Annotated in this window: 17 protein-coding genes; 5 read left to right on the top strand and 12 right to left on the bottom strand. The window is 52.6% G+C overall.

From position 1 onward, the window contains the following. Positions 1-39 precede the first annotated feature (39 nt). The 8 genes from ribD to fur form a co-directional block, all read right to left on the bottom strand. Entirely contained in the window at positions 40-1,140 is a 1,101-nt protein-coding gene (gene ribD / locus AADEFJLK_RS05815; protein ID WP_103973646.1) for a bifunctional diaminohydroxyphosphoribosylaminopyrimidine deaminase/5-amino-6-(5-phosphoribosylamino)uracil reductase RibD, read from the bottom strand. Next, positions 1,140-1,595 (bottom strand): transcriptional regulator NrdR, encoded by a 456-nt coding sequence (gene nrdR / locus AADEFJLK_RS05810; protein WP_088617612.1) that lies wholly within the window; start codon positions 1,593-1,595, stop codon positions 1,140-1,142. Before nrdR ends, ribD begins: the two co-directional genes overlap by 1 nt. Before the next feature lie 133 nt (positions 1,596-1,728). Continuing rightward, a complete protein-coding gene (locus tag AADEFJLK_RS05805; RefSeq protein WP_103973645.1) occupies positions 1,729-3,993 on the bottom strand; it encodes a DNA internalization-related competence protein ComEC/Rec2 in 2,265 nt (754 codons plus the stop codon). Between the two features lie 6 nt (positions 3,994-3,999). Beyond that, complete coding sequence (locus AADEFJLK_RS05800; RefSeq protein ID WP_103973644.1) at positions 4,000-4,512, bottom strand: hypothetical protein; 513 nt, start codon at positions 4,510-4,512, stop codon at positions 4,000-4,002. Continuing rightward, on the bottom strand, positions 4,509-5,735 hold the full coding sequence (locus AADEFJLK_RS05795; RefSeq protein ID WP_103973643.1) for an AAA family ATPase: 1,227 nt from the start codon (positions 5,733-5,735) through the stop codon (positions 4,509-4,511). The genes AADEFJLK_RS05800 and AADEFJLK_RS05795 overlap by 4 nt, the downstream gene beginning before the upstream one ends. A 63-nt stretch (positions 5,736-5,798) precedes the next feature. Beyond that, positions 5,799-6,482 carry a lipoprotein-releasing ABC transporter ATP-binding protein LolD gene (lolD, locus tag AADEFJLK_RS05790; RefSeq protein ID WP_088617616.1) on the bottom strand — a complete coding sequence of 228 codons (684 nt, stop codon included), beginning with the start codon at positions 6,480-6,482 and terminating at the stop codon, positions 5,799-5,801. Beyond that, positions 6,475-7,722 (bottom strand): lipoprotein-releasing ABC transporter permease subunit, encoded by a 1,248-nt coding sequence (locus AADEFJLK_RS05785; RefSeq protein ID WP_103973642.1) that lies wholly within the window; start codon positions 7,720-7,722, stop codon positions 6,475-6,477. Before AADEFJLK_RS05785 ends, lolD begins: the two co-directional genes overlap by 8 nt. 24 nt (positions 7,723-7,746) lie before the next feature. Beyond that, entirely contained in the window at positions 7,747-8,163 is a 417-nt protein-coding gene (gene fur, locus AADEFJLK_RS05780; RefSeq protein WP_088617618.1) for a ferric iron uptake transcriptional regulator, read from the bottom strand. 149 nt (positions 8,164-8,312) lie between these two features. On the opposite strand from fur, the gene AADEFJLK_RS05775 reads away from it, so the two are divergent. Next, positions 8,313-8,816 (top strand): outer membrane protein assembly factor BamE, encoded by a 504-nt coding sequence (locus AADEFJLK_RS05775; RefSeq protein WP_103973641.1) that lies wholly within the window; start codon positions 8,313-8,315, stop codon positions 8,814-8,816. Between the two features lie 52 nt (positions 8,817-8,868). On the opposite strand, the gene AADEFJLK_RS05770 is transcribed toward AADEFJLK_RS05775, so the two are convergent. Then, the gene (locus AADEFJLK_RS05770) at positions 8,869-9,807 is read right to left on the bottom strand and encodes an Rpn family recombination-promoting nuclease/putative transposase (protein ID WP_103973640.1); all 939 of its coding nucleotides are present in this window, start codon (positions 9,805-9,807) and stop codon (positions 8,869-8,871) included. Positions 9,808-9,876: 69 nt separating this feature from the next. Continuing rightward, positions 9,877-10,641 carry an inositol monophosphatase family protein gene (locus tag AADEFJLK_RS05765; RefSeq protein ID WP_103973639.1) on the bottom strand — a complete coding sequence of 255 codons (765 nt, stop codon included), beginning with the start codon at positions 10,639-10,641 and terminating at the stop codon, positions 9,877-9,879. Between the two features lie 533 nt (positions 10,642-11,174). Between AADEFJLK_RS05765 and AADEFJLK_RS25020 the strand changes: the two genes are divergently transcribed. The 3 genes from AADEFJLK_RS25020 (at position 11,175) to AADEFJLK_RS05755 (ending at position 15,321) form a co-directional block, all read left to right on the top strand. Then, the gene (locus tag AADEFJLK_RS25020) at positions 11,175-11,327 is read left to right on the top strand and encodes a hypothetical protein (protein WP_211299162.1); all 153 of its coding nucleotides are present in this window, start codon (positions 11,175-11,177) and stop codon (positions 11,325-11,327) included. Between the two features lie 74 nt (positions 11,328-11,401). Next, positions 11,402-12,496 (top strand): calcium-binding protein, encoded by a 1,095-nt coding sequence (locus AADEFJLK_RS23865; RefSeq protein ID WP_211299161.1) that lies wholly within the window; start codon positions 11,402-11,404, stop codon positions 12,494-12,496. A gap of 143 nt (positions 12,497-12,639) precedes the next feature. Further along, positions 12,640-15,321: a sulfotransferase gene (locus AADEFJLK_RS05755; RefSeq protein WP_103973638.1), complete on the top strand. Its 2,682-nt coding sequence runs from the start codon at positions 12,640-12,642 to the stop codon at positions 15,319-15,321. Positions 15,322-15,366: 45 nt separating this feature from the next. Here AADEFJLK_RS05755 and dtd read toward each other — a convergent pair whose 3' ends face one another. Both dtd and dmeF read right to left on the bottom strand, forming a co-directional pair. Beyond that, a complete protein-coding gene (dtd, locus tag AADEFJLK_RS05750; RefSeq protein WP_088617626.1) occupies positions 15,367-15,804 on the bottom strand; it encodes a D-aminoacyl-tRNA deacylase in 438 nt (145 codons plus the stop codon). 36 nt (positions 15,805-15,840) lie between these two features. Beyond that, positions 15,841-16,803: a CDF family Co(II)/Ni(II) efflux transporter DmeF gene (dmeF, locus tag AADEFJLK_RS05745; protein WP_103973637.1), complete on the bottom strand. Its 963-nt coding sequence runs from the start codon at positions 16,801-16,803 to the stop codon at positions 15,841-15,843. A gap of 548 nt (positions 16,804-17,351) precedes the next feature. On the opposite strand from dmeF, the gene AADEFJLK_RS05735 reads away from it, so the two are divergent. Continuing rightward, complete coding sequence (locus AADEFJLK_RS05735; protein ID WP_211299160.1) at positions 17,352-17,669, top strand: alanine-zipper protein; 318 nt, start codon at positions 17,352-17,354, stop codon at positions 17,667-17,669. Positions 17,670-18,100 lie beyond the last annotated feature (431 nt).

Genomic DNA, 18,100 nt, shown 5'->3' with positions numbered 1-18,100 from the left:
TCGCTAGTTAACTAAAATGCTTTAAATGATTATCGCACCCTATATTTTATCGTGAGGCCGCAACGTCAAGCGCAAATCCCCGCCCACTTGCCGCACATCCAACAACTGCAATTCCTTCTTATCCGCCATCGCCAACGCCTGAGGCAGGTGGAACAGGCCGCGCCCTTGGTCGCCTAAGATTGACGGTGCCATATAGACAACAATCTCATCCACTAAGTTTTCGGCAAGCAAAGCACCGTTCAGCACCGCTCCTGCCTCCACCAAGACTTCATTAATCTGCTGGTCGGCCAAAAAGCGCATGACTTCAGACAAATCCAAGCGAGCATTTTTATCCGGCAAACGGTACACCTCAAACCCCGCCGCTTGTAAGCGTTGTTGCTTAGCCGCATCATCCGAGCAAGTCAAGATTAACGAGCGACCCGACAGAGCCGCCATCCGCGCCGTCGGCGGCGTTTGTAAATGCGTGTCCAGCACAACCCTAATCGGTTGCAACACCGGAAAATCGACCCGCGCATTCAAGCTCGGATCATCCGCCAGCACGGTATTAACGCCCGTCAAAATCGCCGAGCTTTCAGCGCGTAGGCGATGGACATCAGCCCGCGCTGGGGCGGCGGTAATCCATTGGCTTTCTCCAGACGCGCAAGCGGTGCGCCCATCCAAGCTCATCGCCAATTTACTGCGCACCCACGGGCCTTGCCCGGTCATCCGTTTGATAAAGCCCCGGTTCAAGGCCTGGGCATCGGCGGCCAAAACACCGACCTGCACCTCACAGCCAGCCGCCTTAAGCCGCGCCAAGCCCTGCCCTGCCACCAATGGATTCGGGTCTGCCATAGCGGCGACAACACGGCGGACACCCGCCTTAATCAGCGCGTCGCAACAAGGCGGAGTCCGGCCAAAATGGCTGCACGGCTCCAGCGTCACATAAGCGGTCGCCCCTTGGGCATTGGCAACGCTATTGAGTGCAGCCACTTCGGCATGGGCAAAACCGGCCTGTTGATGCCAACCTTCGCCAATAATCACGCCGTCCCTGACCAATACACAGCCGACCCGTGGATTAGGGTCTGTGGTATAGCGGCCATTTGCCGCCAACTGGACGGCACGCGCCATATAAAATGCATCATCGCGGGCGGATTGGGACATTAACTGGTCTTCTGTAAATCGGCGATCATTTGGGTAAACTCGCTGACATCCTGAAAGCTACGGTACACCGAAGCAAAGCGCACAAAAGCGACATGATCCAGGCCGCTCAATTCTTTCATGACTTTTTCGCCCAGTTCCTGCGCCGAAATTTCCCGCTCACCCAACACCATCAAGTCTTTTTTGATACGGTTGACGGCGGCTTCTATGGCATCGCCTTCGACGGGACGCTTTTCCAAAGCCTTCAACATCCCCGAACGCAATTTCTTTTCATCAAACGGCTCCCGCACACCACCGCGTTTAATCACGCGCGGCATGGTCAGCTCCGCCACTTCAAACGTGGTAAAGCGCTCTTTACAGACATTACATTCACGACGGCGGCGCACCTGATCGCCTTCATTCGCTAATCTGGAATCCAGTACGCGGGTATCGTGTGCTCCACAAAACGGACATCGCATAATTCTTAAGCCACTGTTTTATTATGGGCCGGTGAATCCCGGCAGTAATTTTCAAAACCGTTTATTCTATAACATTCTTGCCCGAATAAGGTTTTTTTCTTCGCCGTTACCCAGACGCTAAGGCCGTTCATGCTCAGCGATAATGCCAATACCGCGCCTCGCTGTGCCGGAACCACGCCAAGGCCTTAATGCCATTCGCATAGTGGACAGTCACCGCACCGCTGTCGGCGGTATTCAACACTTGCGCCCCTAACGCTTGATAACGTTGCAGGATTTTCGCGTGGGGATGGCCAAACGGATTTTGGAAACCCGCCGGGATAATAACGGTTTCCGCTTGCACGATTTGCAAAAATGAAGCCGTTGACGAGGTCTTACTGCCATGATGGGGCGCGACCAACACATCGGCGTGTAACTGGTCGCCATACGTCCTCAACAAACCGAGTTCCGCCCCCCGCTCTATATCCCCCGTCAACAGCACCGAACCATAAGCCGAGGTGATTTTGACGACACAAGAATTGTCATTCTCCGAGACAAACAGCCCGGACGGCGGCGATAAGACCGTAAAGCTAACCCCATCCCACTGCCACGCTTGCCCCGCCACACATTGTTGCGGCGCGTAGGCCTGCAAAAGTTGCGGCACACTGGTCAACACCTCAGCCGCCGGGATTTCATGCAACAGCGATTCCGCACCGCCGATATGGTCATTATCGCCATGACTGATCATCAGCTTATCCAACCGCGCCACCCCTTGCAAACGCAGAAACGGCAAGATGACTTGCAACCCGCTGTCGCTTTGCGCGGAAAACTTCGCGCCCGTGTCGTAGACCAGCCAATGGTTAGCCGTCTGCACCGCCACCGCCAAACCTTGCCCGACATCCAACACGGTCACATTCAACTCGCCGGGGCGCAATTTCTGGCTATCCGGGAACAGCAGCGGTAACAGCATCACCGCCCCTAAAAACCGCGACGGCAACCCACGCGGGGCGAACAGCAACAATAAGCCCAACACCGCCATAGCCAAGGCCCAGCCGGAAGGTTGCGGATGGTTAAGGCTAGCCCAAGGCCATTGCGCCATACCAGATAATAGCCACATCAAACCCTGCAATAACTTATCCGCCGCCCCCAGTAACATATTCGCCAAAGGCGCGTAAACAAACAGTAACAGCGTAGCAAGTAAGGCCAGCGGCACTAACAAAAAACTGATCACCGGCACGGCCACCATATTGGCTAACGGTGCGCACAAAGACACTTGCTGAAAAAAGAACAGCAACAGCGGCGATAACCCCACCGAGGTAAGCCAATTGATACGGATAGCTTCGCTCAGATAATGCGGCTTGCCCAAACGCCCGGTAATAGCGTAGAAAATCACCGCAACGGCAAAATAAGACAACCAAAATCCCGGCGACAACACCGCCAACGGGTCATAAACCAACACCACAAACGACGCTAAGGCCAAGGTATAAAAAGGCCGCACCGGACGCTGCCAAACAATCGCCAACATCATCACCGCCAACATGACTACGGCGCGTTGCGCGGGTACGGAAAACCCCGCCAACCCGGCATAGACAGTCCCCGCCACTAATGCCGCCAGCGCCGCCACCCGTGGCGGCGACCATGCCAGATAGCCCGTCCGCGCCCACAACCGCGCCACTAACCAATACACGCCGCCCGCAATCAGGCCGATATGGGAGCCGGAAATGACCACCAAATGGGTGGTGCCGGTTTGCCGGAACACCGTCCAAGCCGCTGGGCTAATGTCATTGCCGAAACCGATAGTTAAGGCTTTCAGCAACGCGATAGACTCGGCAGGTATCGGCACTGCCGACAAGCGGTCACTGACCGCTTGCCGCCATAACGCCAGCGGTGTCCGCCACGAGGCTTCCGCCACCTGCACCGCCTTAGGAAAGGGGCGGACACTGCCCGTCGCCCCCATACCTTCGGTGAACAGCCAGCGTTCGTAATCAAAGCCGCCGGGATTGAGCGTCCCGTGCGGCGGCTTAAGCTTCACGGTAAACGTCCATAACTGTCCCGCCTTTAGCGCCTGCTCAGGTGCATACCAACTCAACCGTATTTTCGACGGGATCTGCGGCGGCGCGTCCGTAACCTGCAAATCAAAACGCACCAGATGCTCGGCCTGCTCCGGCAAATCGGCAATGCGCCCGGTAACGACCATATCGACACCCGACAATGCCACGGGCAAGCGGTCAGCGAGACGGTACTGGGCAAACAATGCCGCCCAAAGCACTCCCAAGAAGAAAAACACCCCGAAGAGCCACCGCCAATACGCCATCAGCCCCGCCGCCACGGCACACAGCACCAGCCCGTACCACGACGGCAACTGCGCCAATTGCTGCACCAGCACAATCCCTGCTAAAAAAGCCGGGGCGATGACCATCATAGGCGGTCAACGCCGCTGCCTACGTCTAGGCACATCCGGCGGCACACTGGGTTGATAGGCTTTTAAGCCTTTATCGCCGGTAAGAATTTCCACTTCATAATTCATTTGAGCATAATAGTCGGCGACATCTTTGATGGTCGCATCGCCTAATGATAGCTCTTGCGCCGCCAATTTAGGCCAAGTGTCAGCGAGATATTTAAGCTTTTCCGGCGACCATAAGCTAGATTGTTCAGAAAACGCCGCCCACGGGGTTTCACTATCCGCCGCCTTGCGCAACAAATCCGCCAAGGCTAGCCCGCGCTCAAACCGATAAGCAGGAGCTTGGGCGATATGGTTGCCCGTTTCAATAAGGGCGGCTAAGGGCAAGACAAACGTCGTTTGGGCTTGCAGCTCGTCTTGAATCGTTTGATCGACCCGCCGCTTATCCCAGCGGTTATCATCTGAGCCGCAAGTATCTTTACCTGGCACAGCCAACCAAACACATAAAATGCTGGTGTCGATAATCAGCACTTTTCTCACTGCGCATCCTCACGCTTCAAAGCGGCCTCAATCCGCCCTTCCGTGCTAAGCTTGCCTAAACTGCCCGAAGCCATCAGCTTGGGCAATTGGTTAACGTCCTCAAGCTGGATTAGCTGGCTTACACCCGTTTTGCCGTCACGGTGCGCCACGGTAATGAACGGCAACATTTTGCCGCCTGCCGCATCCAGTAACGCAGGGTTATGGGTGGTTACAATCACATCCACCCCACGCTCTTTGCCCAATGTCCTCAGCATTTCTAACAGCAAATGCGCCCGTGAAGGGTGCAAACCGTTATCAACCTCTTCAATCACCAACAAACTGCCTTTTTCCCGCGTTAGCAGCGCGGTAACTATCGCCAGATAACGCAAGCTACCATCAGACATGCCGCGCGCGTCTATCTCATGGCTGGCCGCCTCACCCCAGCCTTCTTCGCAGTAGAGCATGGCATCGGAATTAAACTTGCCGACCGTTTCTGTCCAGACCCGTTTAATGTCCGATTCCGGCAAGGATTTAAAGTAGTTTGTTAGCGTTGCTTCAACTTCTTCTTTACGCGAGGGTTCAAGCGCTGCTAAAACACCTGCAATATTGGAACCATCGGTCTTGAGCTTTTCTGACAGAGGCGCGTAACCGCGTATATGGCTAGGGATGGGATCAAATATGAAAATTTTCTTAAGTTGTGCGAGAAAATAATCGATACTGATAATAACATCTGCTTCAAAAAGCCTATCCCGTATAAGATTTTTGCTTTTACCTAATGATATAGATATAAATAAACTCAGAAAACATGTATTCGTCCAATCATCATCGCTACTGAAAAGAGTTTTTTCTTCAGGTGAAAGCCTGCTCCCAGACTCATAAGTCAACAGAGTTAAGCTCTCATCAATAATATTAATATCAGCTTGATTAACCTGAACTGTCAACACATAACGGCAATCTTGGTTTGCCTCCACACCATCCGCCAAAACCTCAAGCGTAAATTGCTTGTACGGTTTAAGGCAAACCCATTCAGCCCCACCATGCAAAGGCGGAAGCGTAATGTCATCATCACCATTAATTGCCTGAAAAACCTCCTCCCTAGAAGCCAGCCGATGCAAAAACAACAAAGCATCCAACGCATTCGACTTACCGCTGGCATTAGTACCTATCAACAACGTCAGCGGATCAATATACAGCGTGGCATCGGCAAAGCTTTTCCAGTTTTTTAGCCTTAATTCTTTAATCATAATGGTTGCTTATGCTTATCTGTTGTATCGGAGAATACGGCTTGGCTACGCGAGAACAGTTACCTATCCCCCCACAATCACCCCATCCTCCATGTGCAACACCTTACCCATCTTCGCTGCCAGTTCATGGTCATGCGTCACCACCAAAAAACTCACCTGCAATTCTTGGTTCAGTTCCAACATTAATTGATAAACCTGTTCGGCGGTTTTGCTGTCCAAATTTCCGGTCGGCTCATCCGCTAAAATCACCGCTGGTTTGTTGATTAACGCCCGCGCCACAGCGGCGCGTTGGCGTTCACCGCCGGACAATTCCCCCGGCTTATGGGCGATACGATGCCCCAAACCGACCCGTTGCAATAAGGTCGTAGCGCGGACTTTCGCCTCGGCGACCGACAGCCCGGCAATCAACAACGGCATGGCGACGTTTTCCAAGACGGTAAACTCGCCCAGCAAATGGTGCGATTGGTAGATAAAGCCCAGCGACTTGTTGCGCAGTTTCGCCTGCTGGCTACTGCTGACCTTGTTCAAGTTCACCCCGTCCAACACCACCTCGCCGCCCGTGGGCTTATCCAAACCGCCCAGTAAATGCAGCAAGGTGCTTTTGCCGGAACCGGACGCGCCCATAATGGCAATTTGTTCACCGATGCCTATCTGCAAGTTAACGCCTTTTAAGACCTCGACATCCAACTCACCTTGGCTATAGCGTTTGGTCAGATTCTGGCAAGTTAAAATAGCTGGCTTATTCATAACGCAACACCTCCGCCGGATTGACTTTCGACGCTTGCCAAGCGGGATAAATGGTGGCTAATAAGGACAGCAAAAACGCCATGCCCGCGATGCCATAAACATCCGTCCACAGCAATTTAGAAGGCAAATCGCTGATGTAATAGATTTCCGCCGATAAAAATTTAAACCCGGTCGCCTCTTCAATGGCATGGATCAAATCGGCGATATTCAGCGACAGCAACACCCCGCCGACCACACCCAAAGCCGTCCCCGCCAAACCGATCACCGTGCCCAGCACCATAAAAATGCCCATCACCGAACCCGAAGTCAGGCCTTGGGTCTTCAAAATGGCAATATCGCCGCGCTTATCCGTCACCACCATAATCAGCGTCGAGACAATATTAAACGCCGCCACGGCAACCATCAGCAGCAAAATGATCGACATCACCCGCTTTTCCATTTTAATGGCCTGGAAAAAATTATCGTGCGCCTTTGTCCAATCGCTGACCGCATACTCACCGGCAAATTGGTTGGCCAACGCCAAGGTAATGCGCGGGGCATCCAACAAATTATCCAGCCGGATGCGCACCGCCGACACCGCCCCCTCCATGCGGAACAGCTTCGCGGCATCGTCCAAATGGATAAAAGCCATATTGCGGTCATATTCAAACATGCCCACCTTAAAAATGCCGACCACGGTAAAGCGGCGCATCCGAGGCACCACCCCCGCTGGCGTAGAATTGACCTGCGGGCTGATGACGGTGATTTTATCGCCCATCATCACCCCCAAATAATTAGCCAACTCCGCCCCCAAAACAATACCGTATTGCCCAGCCACCAAATCGCCCAGTTTGCCGTCAACCATTTTCTGCGCGACTTCCGAGACATTAGCTTCCTTATCCGGCAACACCCCGGTTAGCACCGTACCACTAACCCGCCTATCGGCGTTAATCATCACCTGCCCGTTAATAAACGGCGCTGCGCCTTGGACATGCGGTATATTCGCCAGTTTTTGGTCTAGGGCTTGCCAATCGTCTAATTGCCCGTATTTTCCGGTCATCGTCGCATGGGCGGTCATGCTGAGCATACGCGCACTGATCTGCTCGACAAAACCGTTCATCACCGACAGCACCGTGATTAAAGCGACCACACTTAAGGCAATACCCAGCACCGATGCCAAGGTAACAAAGGAGATAAACTGTGTGCGCCGCTCTGCCCGCGTATAACGCAGGCCGATATAAAATATTAAGGGTTTAAACATGAATAGTATCGGTAGGAGGAAAAATCAGGATTTTCTGCAATGAGGGCAAAAACCGTATAAATACAGGCCGTGGTCAGTCAGTTCATAACCGAGCCGGTCGGCAATTTCTTTCTGGCGGGTTTCAATCACATGATCGGTAAATTCATCGACCTTGCCGCATTTCATGCACATAATATGGTCATGATGGTCGGCGGTCGCCAATTCAAACACCGAATTGCCGCCTTCAAAATGGTGGCGGGTCACCAGGCCTGCCGCCTCAAACTGGGTCAGTACCCGGTAAACGGTCGCCAAACCAATTTCCTCATTTTCGCTGAGGAGAATTTTATAGACCTTTTCCGCCGTCAAATGCCGCTCGTTAAGCTGTTTTTCTAAAATTTGCAGGATCTTAACGCGCGGCAGCGTCACTTTTAAGCCCGCATTTCTTAAATCATGGGATTCCATTGGTAAACTCCGGTTCGCCGCAATGGCGGCAGTGGGTGAAAATTCTGTCCATTGTAGCCTTTTTCAAGCCATCAAGGCATGACAGTTTTATAGGATAATCGTTTAACATCCTGTATGATTTTACGTTTTTAACCGAACTTGCCGGCCCCATGAGTAAACCGCTTTTTTCCGTCTGTCTGCTATCACTAACCCTAGCCTCCTGTTCTATGGTCTTAAACCACCTGCCCGGCGTATATACGTTGGAAATTCAGCAAGGCAATATTGTCGAACAGGACATGATAGACCAGCTCAAACCGCACATGAGCAAACGCCAAGTGCTATATATCATGGGTTCGCCAATGCTGAAAAACGTCTTCCACCAATCCCGTTGGGATTATATCTATGCCGATAAAGTCAGCGGCCAAGACGAAGTGAAAAAGCGCGTCACCTTAGTGTTTAACGGCGACGAACTGGCCGGAATGCAAGGCGACCTGAAACCGGGCGGCGGCGTACCCACTATCAAAGCCCCTAAAGAGCAGACCATCAACGTGCCTAAGCGCGACTTGGACAAAACCTTATGGGAAAAAATCACCAGCGTATTTGGCTTTATGCGCAGTGGCGGCACTGAAGACCCCGAAAATTTAAAGCCCAAGCCTAGCGAAGCGCCCTATTAATCCCGTTGGAGCGCGGACAGCCCGCCTTTGCCGCAAGTAGCCGACAAGAAGGCTACTTGCGCGTACCATTCAAAGCCGCAATTTGCTCGGCGGACAATTGCGTGTAACGGATAATTTTCTCCAAAGGCTCACCGTCCGCCAACATTGTCTTAGCAATAGCATACTTACCCGCCAGTAGCCCCTCTTCCTTGCCTTTCGTCATCCCTTCCAGCAAACCTTCTTCTTTGCCTTTCGCCATCCCTTCCGCCAAGCCTTCCTCTTTACCTTTCACAACCCCTTCCTCAAACGATGTATCCATTACATTTTTCACTTCCCAATATTCCAACAAGCTTTTTTGGTAATCATCCAACTGCTTAGGCCGCAACTGCGCCAATTCGGCAATCTCAAAACCTTTTTGGAAAATCGGCTCATTAAGTATCGCGGGGATATGGTCGAAGTTCTCCAGATTTTTAAGAAAATACAGCCACTTGTCAAAGTGCGTTGCCAATTCATCCGCCTGTTTGTTAAACAAGGGCATTTGCAGAAACTTAAAATGCAGCTTATCGTAGAAAATATCGCCGTCCTGGTCTTTCAGACAAACATCGCGGCGGAATTTCGCCGCCTCTTCCTGTTCGTCATAGACAAAATCCAAAATGGCGATCATGTATACGGGCAGTAGCTTGAACGACCAGCCGCCTTTTTGGGCTTGGTTCTTAATCGGAAAAGTCGAATAAAACAGTGAACGGTCTTTGAAAAACTTCACCTTGGCTTTCTGCATCTCGACGATAAACTGCTCGCCATTGACGTTCTTACAGTAAATGTCAAAAATCGCCTTGCGCTCTTTCGCTGTGCCGGGCATTTTTTCGGGGTTCTTAAAACTCAACTCCGCCACTTGATGCTGGGGCGGCAACAGTTGGTTTAAAAAATCCACCAACAGGTCTTTACTGGCTTCTTCGCCGAACAGCTTTTTAAAGCCGAAATCGGTGTAAGGATTGAGATATTTAGTCGCCATTATTAAGCCATCATTATCAAAAAATGCCCGGTAAGCTGTACCCTAGGGTACAGCCCCTTCAATCGGCGTTCACATCAACGCCAAAATATCCGCTAAAACCTTGCCATTGGTCGCCAAAATCTGCTTAGGGAACACCCCAGGATTACCCTGAAAATCCGTGACCGTACCGCCCGCTTCCAAAACGATCAACGCGCCAGCGGCGACATCGTACAAATTCAGCTCCTGCTCCCAAAACGCATCGACCTGACCGTCCGCGACCAGACACAAATCCATCGCCGCCGACCCGAACCGCCGCTGCCCGGTAGTTTGCTGGGCAATACGCCCGAACCGCGCCAAATTATTATCGGTCAGATATGCGCGTAAACAGGCAAACCCCGTCGCCACCATTGCATCCGCCAAACTGGCTTCAGCAGAAACCGTAATCGCCTGGCCGTTTTTAAACGCCCCCTGACCTTTTGCCGCCGTGTAATAGTCATCCAAAGCTGGCGCATACACGGCCCCCGCCATCAGCTCACCGTCAATTTCCAACGCGACACTGATCGACCAAAAATACTGGCCTCTGGCAAACGAATGCGTGCCGTCAATCGGGTCAACAATCCAGCGCGAAGCTTGATTTGCCGACTGCCCGCTCTCTTCGCCCCAAAACCCATACTGAGGATATTTTTCCGTCAACACCGCCTGTAAATAGGCTTCCACAGCCAAGTCGGCGGCGGTCACAAAATCACGCGGATTTTTTTTGTGGATAGCGGTATTCTTTAAATCTCTAAAATACGCCAAGGCAACCTGCCCCGCTTCGCGCACCACAGCTTCAAGTTCAACAAGGGAAAGGCTCATAGCTTAAACAATCTCAAATTAAAAACCGTATTATACAAGGATGCCCGCGTAGCGCGTGTGACATTGAGCCGCCATCCAAAGAAAATCCGGCATTCCCAGCGCAACCTGCCAGTGCGGATACTGAATGCGTAAGCAACCAAGCTCCCTGTTGTGACAAATTTACAGGGCTTTGGGTAATATTTAATAACGCTCCACCGCATTTATTTGCTATCGTAAAGTCAGCAAAACCCAGGTACTATATTCTGTTTGGCGAAATTCAGAAGAAGTACGCGCAATAACCCTAGGCAACACACAAATAGATCCTGTCGAGTCATCCTATACCCAAGCCAAGCTCAAAAGGCCTTAACGGCCTATAACGCCTAAGTCTTGGCTTATTTAAGGCATCCCTCTGACGGATTCTATCGGGTAGCCCGCAAGAAACCAATAGCTTATCCAGTTAACAATGCAGTCATGTTAACTGGATAAGCTGTGAGCAGCTACAAAGCCGCGACACGGCGTTAATAGCACATAAACTTTTATTAAATGGTGGATATATGGCAATTTTAAAAGGCAACAACCTAGACAACACCCTAATCGGTGGCCTGTCCGACGACAAGCTTTTCGGCTATGGCGGCAACGACAACCTGATCGGCGGTGCGGGCAACGATGTCCTGAAAGGAAAGGCGGCAGCGGGGACGACATCCTGATCGGCGGCGACGGCAACGACAGCCTGGACGGCGGCAGCGGCACCGATATTTTAATTGGCGGCAACGGCGATGACGTGTACTTCGTCGACAATGCCGCCGACACCCTGGTCGAAACGGCCAACGGCGGCACCGACACGGTCAGATCCTCCATCAGTTGGACACTGGGGGCGAACTTTGAAAAGCTGATCCTGACCGGCACGGACGCCATCAACGGCACCGGCAACGAACTCAACAACACATTGAAAGGTAACGATGCGAATAACATCTTGGACGGCGGGGCGGGCAACGATGTCCTGACTGGTGGCTTGGGCGTGGACACCCTGCTCGGCGGCGCGGGCAACGACACCCTACAGGTCAGCGATTTTAACGGCGACACCATCGACGGCGGCACGGGCAGCAACAACCTGCAAATTATGGCGGCCAACCAAACCATCGACTTGCGCACCGCCTCGACAATAAAAAATATCGAAACCATCCGCTTGGCGGACAGCCACGACACCTTAATCGTCGATGCCCAAAGCATCGCCAACATCAGCGGCAACAACACCCTGAAAGTCGATGCCAGCGGCAACAGCAACACCGTAAAAATGGACAGCGGCTGGACGGACGACGGCATCAGCAACGGCTACCACACCTTCACCAAAAACGGCGAGACTCTAGAACTCAACACCGCCATCACCCATATTGTCGCCCCTACCGCCTACAGCATTTCCGACCCAATCAGTGCCGCCAATGTCGGCAGTGTTTTCAACAGCTCAGAGCAGGACATCACCCTGTTGACCAGCACCTACTGGACGACACCCAGCATTGACTTAAGCGGTTTTGGCTTAGAAGACAAATTGCTGTTCGCTAACTTAAGTGGTGCAACTTTTGTCGGTACTGACCCCGTCAACAGAAGCCATTATATTTCGCAAGCCTATACCTATACGTCCCAGTCTGCCCATGGGGTCAAAGTCCATTCATACCATGACTGGGTCTCTTGGCAAGCGGGCGCCACTAAGGCCGAGCTGATTTCCAGCCAGCACACCTATAGGTCTGGTTATTACCATACGCAGACCACTTCCTACACCACCTCGGGGACTGTCACAATGATAGGAGGACATACCGCTAAAATTGAACTGACCGGCCTCCCGGCTGGCCTACCCGACAGCCAATTTGTCTTTGTCTAGCGGCCTGCCCAGCCTAGCCATAAAATCGTCTGCTCCATTATGACCTGGGCCTTTCAGACCGATAACACCTGAAAGGCCATCAGTAAGACACATGCCTACGCGCCCCCAAACTTTTAGCCCAGCCTACCCGATTCTTGCGCCTTATGACCCAGCCAACCTTCTTCAGCCCACCGCAGCTGGCCGCCGCCAGAACCTTACAGCAATGCGGCGCGTTAGCCGAAGCGGCGGCACTATGCCAACAAGCCTTGGCTCAAACCCCCAAGCATCCGGCCTTATTGGTCTTACTGGGCGTATTGTTTTGCCAACAGCAACAGTTTGACCAAGGCCGCGAATGCTTACAGGCCTTGCCGCCGGAAGCTACCCTAGCCGCCGATGCCGACACCTTAACCGACATCGCCGCCATCCATTTCCTGTTAAAAGACCCCTTACCCGCCTTAGCGGCTTTAGACCAAGCCCTAAGCCAACAGCCGAACGCCTATCTGGCACAGGCGCGGCGCGGTTTGGTACGGATGCAATTAGGCCATTTTGCCGACGCGTTGGCCGATTTCCAACGCGCGGTACAATACAGCCCGGCAACGCAACAAGCCGCCTTGCACATCAATATCGCCCGTTGCGCTTTATATCTGGAAGACCTTGAACTCGCCCTGCAAGCCGTGGCACACGCACAGGCGGCGGGCGGTGGGCATTTACAGCAATGGTTACTGGTCGCGGTGGACACCTACGTCGCCCTACGGCACTGGGAAGCCGCCGAAACCGCCATCCAACACGCCTTAGACGCAGGTTTGGAAGAACTCAAATGCGTCAAACTCTTAGCATTGGTCTTAGCCGGACAAGACAAACACGCACAAGCCGCCGAATCGTTACGCAACGCCTTAAGCAACCACCCAGAAGATGTCGAATTGCTGATGCAGCTAGCCACCCTGGCGCGGGTGCAAGGCCATTATGGCAAAGCCGTACGCTATATGCAGACCGCCATCCAACACGCACCGGATAACGCGTCATTATGGGCGCAACTGGCGCAACTGGGGGCAAAGTATTTTGACGAACAGGGCGCACGGTTAGCCGCCGAACAAGCCCTAACGCTGACCGCCAACGATTCGGGCTTAAGCCGCGCCGAAGCCCTAGTGGCAATCGCCAGCGTCACAGGCGAAGAAAGTCTGGCGGAAGACTACTATCGGCAAGCATTAGCGCAAGTGCCGGACTATACCCCCGCCTGCTTAGGCCTAGGGCAGTTATTATTGCAATGGGGGCGGGTAGACGAAGCCCTCACCCATTTTGAAGCGGCAACCGCCCGGCATCCGGTCGCTGCCTTAGGCGCGTTGATTAACGCCCGGCGCTTCCCCGAAGACCCCGAACGCTTGGCGCACATAGAACGGGTCGCCTACCTGCCCAGCTTACAAGGCGCGGTGTCCGGCTGTTTGCTGTTTGATTTGGCGGCGGTTTGGGAACACCTAAAAGACTACCCCAAAGCCTTCCAGTTTGTTAACCAAGCCAACGCCGCCAACCGTAAATTACTCAGCTACAATGCCGAGCAACATAGCCAACAGTGCCGGGCGATACGCCAAACCTTCACGGCGGATTTTTTCGCCCAAACCCAAGCTTACGGCAACCCGTCCGCCCAGCCCACCTTTGTCTTAGGGATGCCCCGCTCCGGCACCACCTTAGTCGAACAAATCTTAGGCGGCCATAAAGACATTTTTGTCGCGGGCGAAATCGGCCTCCTGTCAGGCATTATCCAAAAACTCAACGCCTGGGAACGCCATCTAGGCTCAGGGCAACACTACCCCGCCTGTGTCCGCGACTTAACCGCAGACCAAGCCCGCCATTATGCCGACGAAATCCTCGCGGAGTTACGCCACTACGCCCCCGATGCCCGCTATATCGTCGATAAATTGCCGCATAATTTTGAAAATATCGGCCTGATCCGCCTGCTGTTCCCCAACGCCCCCATTATCCATGTCCTGCGCGAACCGCGTGATGTCGCCGTCTCCAACTACTTCACCGATTACCAAGCCAAATTTGGCGGCATGGGCTTCGCCTACGACCTAGAAGACATCGGCAAACAACTGCGCGACCATCAAGCCTTAATGCGCCATTGGGATGCGGTACTGGCAAAACCGATTTTGACCATCCGCTACGAGGATGTCGTCGCCGACACCGAAGCCGCCGCCCGCCAAATCCTCGCCTACCTGCAACTGGACTGGACAGACACCGTATTGGATTACCAAAATTTAGAACGCGCCGTAAAAACCGCCAGCGTCTGGCAAGTGCGGCAACCCATCTACAACACCTCAACCGAAAAATGGCGGCGCTACGCCGATTTTTTACAGCCCTTAGAAGACATCCTCAACGCCCCGCCAAGCGAGGCGCAAACCGACCCGGAGCCGCCCGCCGCCTTACCCGCAGGCTATTTCTTTCAAGGCATGACGCGCTTACAAGCAGGCGAACAGGAAGCCGCCGCCACGATTTTTAGCACCATCCTGCAACACCAGCCCCAGCACGCCGCCGCCCTACACATGCTCGGCATTGCCCGCTTCCAACAAGGCCAAACCGAAATCGCCCTCAAGCTCTTACAACAAGCCATCGCCAAACAGCCGCACCATGCCAGTTGGCACCAAAACCTCAGCGTCATCTACAACGCCTTAGGGCTAAGCGAACAAGCCCGCCGGGCACAGGCAACAAGCCAACAACTACACGCAAAGCAAGCCGCGCAAAAACTGCAAGCCGAAAACCCCTTAGGCTTTTCGCTGACTATGCCGTGCGGGAATGACGGGGAAGACATTGGCTCCCTCCCCTGCAAAGGGGAGGGCTGGGGTGGGGTTTAACACGCTGAGGTGTAAATGAACGCCTACTTAATTTTATGCACGTTCCTAAGTCCTCAACGTAAACGTCACCGGCCCGTTATTGACCAACGCCACCTGCATATCCGCACCAAACTGCCCGAACGCCACCTGCGGATAAGTCGCTTGCGCCAATTCCTGCAAATAGCCAAACAACTCGCGCCCCTGCTCAGGCGGGGCGGCACTGGCAAAACTGGGGCGATTACCTTTTTGGGTATCAGCCACCAAGGTAAACTGCGGCACCAACAACAAGCCGCCGTTAATATCCCGCAGGCTTAAATTCATCCGGTCATTGGCATCGGCAAAAATCCGATAATTTAGGATCCGCTCTAACAAACGTTGCGCAGCTTGGCGGGTATCCGGCTTTTCCACCCCCACCAACGCCATAATCCCCGTACCGATCACGCCAATATCCACCGCATCAACCGTCACCTTCGCGCTAGTCACGCGTTGTATTACACTAATCATCGTTTATCCGCTGTCAAAAAACCCCTACCCTCTCCCTTAACCATCACAGCCCTCCCCTACGCACTGGTTAACCTCCACCGTAATATGCGAAAGCTTACCCAAACCGCGTAAACGGTAAAAAGGCTTAAGCAAGGCCTTATAATAATCCGGCGCTTGTGGCTGATGCGACACCACCGAAACAATCACCGCAAAATGCCCAGGCCCTACACACCAAATATGCAAATCCGCGACCCGGTTATCGGCATCTTGCTCAAGGGCTTGCCGGATCTCCGTTTGATAATGCTGCCCCACGCTTTCATCCAACAACACCGGGCTAGTTTCGCCAACCAAGCTATAAGACCAACGGGCAATCACCAGCACCCCGACAATCCCCATCACCGGGTCTAGCCACACCCAACCATAAAACTTACCCGCCACCAACGCGACAATCGCCAGCACCGAAGTCAGCGCGTCCGCCAAAACATGCGCATAAGCCGCCTTAAGGTTATGGTCGTGATGATGCTCGTGGCCGTGGCCCTCATGAGCGGCATGATGATCGTGATGGTCATGGTCTTTCAGTAACCAAGCACACAACACATTCACCAACAGCCCTACCCCCGCCACCACCAACGCCTCGTCAAAATGAATCGTCCGAGGATGAAAAATCCGCTCGCCCGACTCCAGCAACATCATCAACGCCACCACCCCCAGCGCGATAGAGCTGGCAAACCCACCCAACACCCCCACCTTACCCGCACTAAACGCAAACGTATGGTCATCCGCATGAAGCCTGGAATAGCGGTAAGCCAATAGCGTAATCATAAACGCCGCGACATGCGTCGCCATGTGCCAACCGTCTGCCAGCAACGCCATCGACCCGTACAGCGTCCCCGCCACAATTTCCAACACCATCATAATCAAGGTCAGCACCAACACCTGCCAAGTACGCCGCTCACCTTGTCGACTAATCACGGCGAAATCATGATGATGCTGCAAATCCTTGAGTTTTTGTGTGTGCATGGCAGTGGTTCCGAGGTTGATGGTAAAAGGGCGGCGCGGGAATTAAGCTGTCATTACGCCTATCTCCATCCGTTCAAGCTAAACCCTTCGGCAAAGCCTCCTGAGCTTGCCGAAAACCCTGTCAAAGTACGAACGGATAGGATCAGCGTATGAATATTCAACTCTACCGCACCTATTGGCTTATAGTACGCCAAATAGCAGGAAGGTTGCCATTAGTCTTGGCTTCATATACGGATTATGAGGCGCATTCAGCATCTTGTATTCAATTGACCTAACGTAATTTAATAAATTAGCATAGCGCACAATCAAAAACAGGACTAACACCATTAAAATCCTCCCCACCCCGAAAAATGGTAAAAACTCATAGCGAAAGGTATTTTTAGCTGTTAGACTGATCATTATAAAATTAATATCCACCTAAAAATACCTTCTTAACACCAAGTCTTTCGGGGCTAGGGTACTTGGCTCATTGGGATTCCGGTAGCAAACAGATTATGAGACAGTGCTATGTCGCTATTTTTACAACTGTATTCACGAATAAAATCATTATGCGAATTTCCAAATTATTCGCCGTTACTTTACTATCCGTTTTATCCATTAGTTGCGCCAGTGTTTCAAATATTGCAAACTTGAAAGCTCAGCTCGATTCACTAAACGTATCGGTTACGGACATATCATCTGATACCGCTTCGGCCAAAGTTACGGCTCTTCAGGCGGCGGAAAAAGCCACTAAAGCAAAAACATCGGCTTTTCGATCAGCAAGCTATGAACAAGATGTGTCCGCAAAATTGCATAGCTCTGTATGTATCAGACGCATAGTAAAGGAAACAAAGAAAACCAAGAAAAGCAGAAAACATTCAAAATAAATATATAGATGCCGTCACTCATTAAGGATACAGAGACAGACTAACCTGACAGGTTGGGTAGGCGCGAAGTTAAAGCCCTCGGCAAAGTTCTTCAGCCATTGCACGATGGCCTAACCGTGTGTACCAACCGTTTAGCCTGTCGTTTGCTTAATGCCGCCCCCACCTAGTCAACGTAGCAGGCGCATCAGCGTAAACAGCTTTCCCAATTACGGGCATAAATCCTTAGCCCATCATCTAAAACCAAAAATGCACTCCAGCCTAATCACGGCACTGTCAGCGGTTTTACCATACCACGCTAATCGTAAGGAACGGGTAAGCAACAATTTCGGCAAACGCTAAAGGATGCGGGTCTTGGGCGCGGGCACCTTGCTCACTCCCCAAAATAACTATGCCAAAGCTATTTTATTCACACCACTAAGTAATTATCAATA

It is taken from the genome of Methylovulum psychrotolerans (genome assembly GCF_002923755.1).
GTDB lineage: Bacteria > Pseudomonadota > Gammaproteobacteria > Methylococcales > Methylomonadaceae > Methylovulum > Methylovulum psychrotolerans.
The sequence above is the reverse complement of the archived record's forward strand: the minus strand, read 5'-3'. Positions and strand labels throughout refer to the sequence as shown.

Excerpts from the sequence above, each read along its gene's own strand:
- dtd (WP_088617626.1), bottom strand. The coding sequence starts at position 15,804 with ATGATTAGTGTAATACAACGCGTGACTAGCGCGAAGGTGACGGTTGAT.
- AADEFJLK_RS05755 (WP_103973638.1), top strand. The coding sequence starts at position 12,640 with ATGACCCAGCCAACCTTCTTCAGCCCACCGCAGCTGGCCGCCGCCAGA.
- AADEFJLK_RS05775 (WP_103973641.1), top strand. The coding sequence starts at position 8,313 with ATGAGTAAACCGCTTTTTTCCGTCTGTCTGCTATCACTAACCCTAGCC.
- nrdR (WP_088617612.1), bottom strand. The coding sequence starts at position 1,595 with ATGCGATGTCCGTTTTGTGGAGCACACGATACCCGCGTACTGGATTCC.
- fur (WP_088617618.1), bottom strand. The coding sequence starts at position 8,163 with ATGGAATCCCATGATTTAAGAAATGCGGGCTTAAAAGTGACGCTGCCG.
- AADEFJLK_RS05735 (WP_211299160.1), top strand. The coding sequence starts at position 17,352 with ATGCGAATTTCCAAATTATTCGCCGTTACTTTACTATCCGTTTTATCC.
- dmeF (WP_103973637.1), bottom strand. The coding sequence starts at position 16,803 with ATGCACACACAAAAACTCAAGGATTTGCAGCATCATCATGATTTCGCC.
- AADEFJLK_RS05770 (WP_103973640.1), bottom strand. The coding sequence starts at position 9,807 with ATGGCGACTAAATATCTCAATCCTTACACCGATTTCGGCTTTAAAAAG.
- AADEFJLK_RS05785 (WP_103973642.1), bottom strand. The coding sequence starts at position 7,722 with ATGTTTAAACCCTTAATATTTTATATCGGCCTGCGTTATACGCGGGCA.
- ribD (WP_103973646.1), bottom strand. The coding sequence starts at position 1,140 with ATGTCCCAATCCGCCCGCGATGATGCATTTTATATGGCGCGTGCCGTC.
- lolD (WP_088617616.1), bottom strand. The coding sequence starts at position 6,482 with ATGAATAAGCCAGCTATTTTAACTTGCCAGAATCTGACCAAACGCTAT.
- AADEFJLK_RS05805 (WP_103973645.1), bottom strand. The coding sequence starts at position 3,993 with ATGATGGTCATCGCCCCGGCTTTTTTAGCAGGGATTGTGCTGGTGCAG.
- AADEFJLK_RS05795 (WP_103973643.1), bottom strand. The coding sequence starts at position 5,735 with ATGATTAAAGAATTAAGGCTAAAAAACTGGAAAAGCTTTGCCGATGCC.
- AADEFJLK_RS25020 (WP_211299162.1), top strand. The coding sequence starts at position 11,175 with ATGGCAATTTTAAAAGGCAACAACCTAGACAACACCCTAATCGGTGGC.
- AADEFJLK_RS05765 (WP_103973639.1), bottom strand. The coding sequence starts at position 10,641 with ATGAGCCTTTCCCTTGTTGAACTTGAAGCTGTGGTGCGCGAAGCGGGG.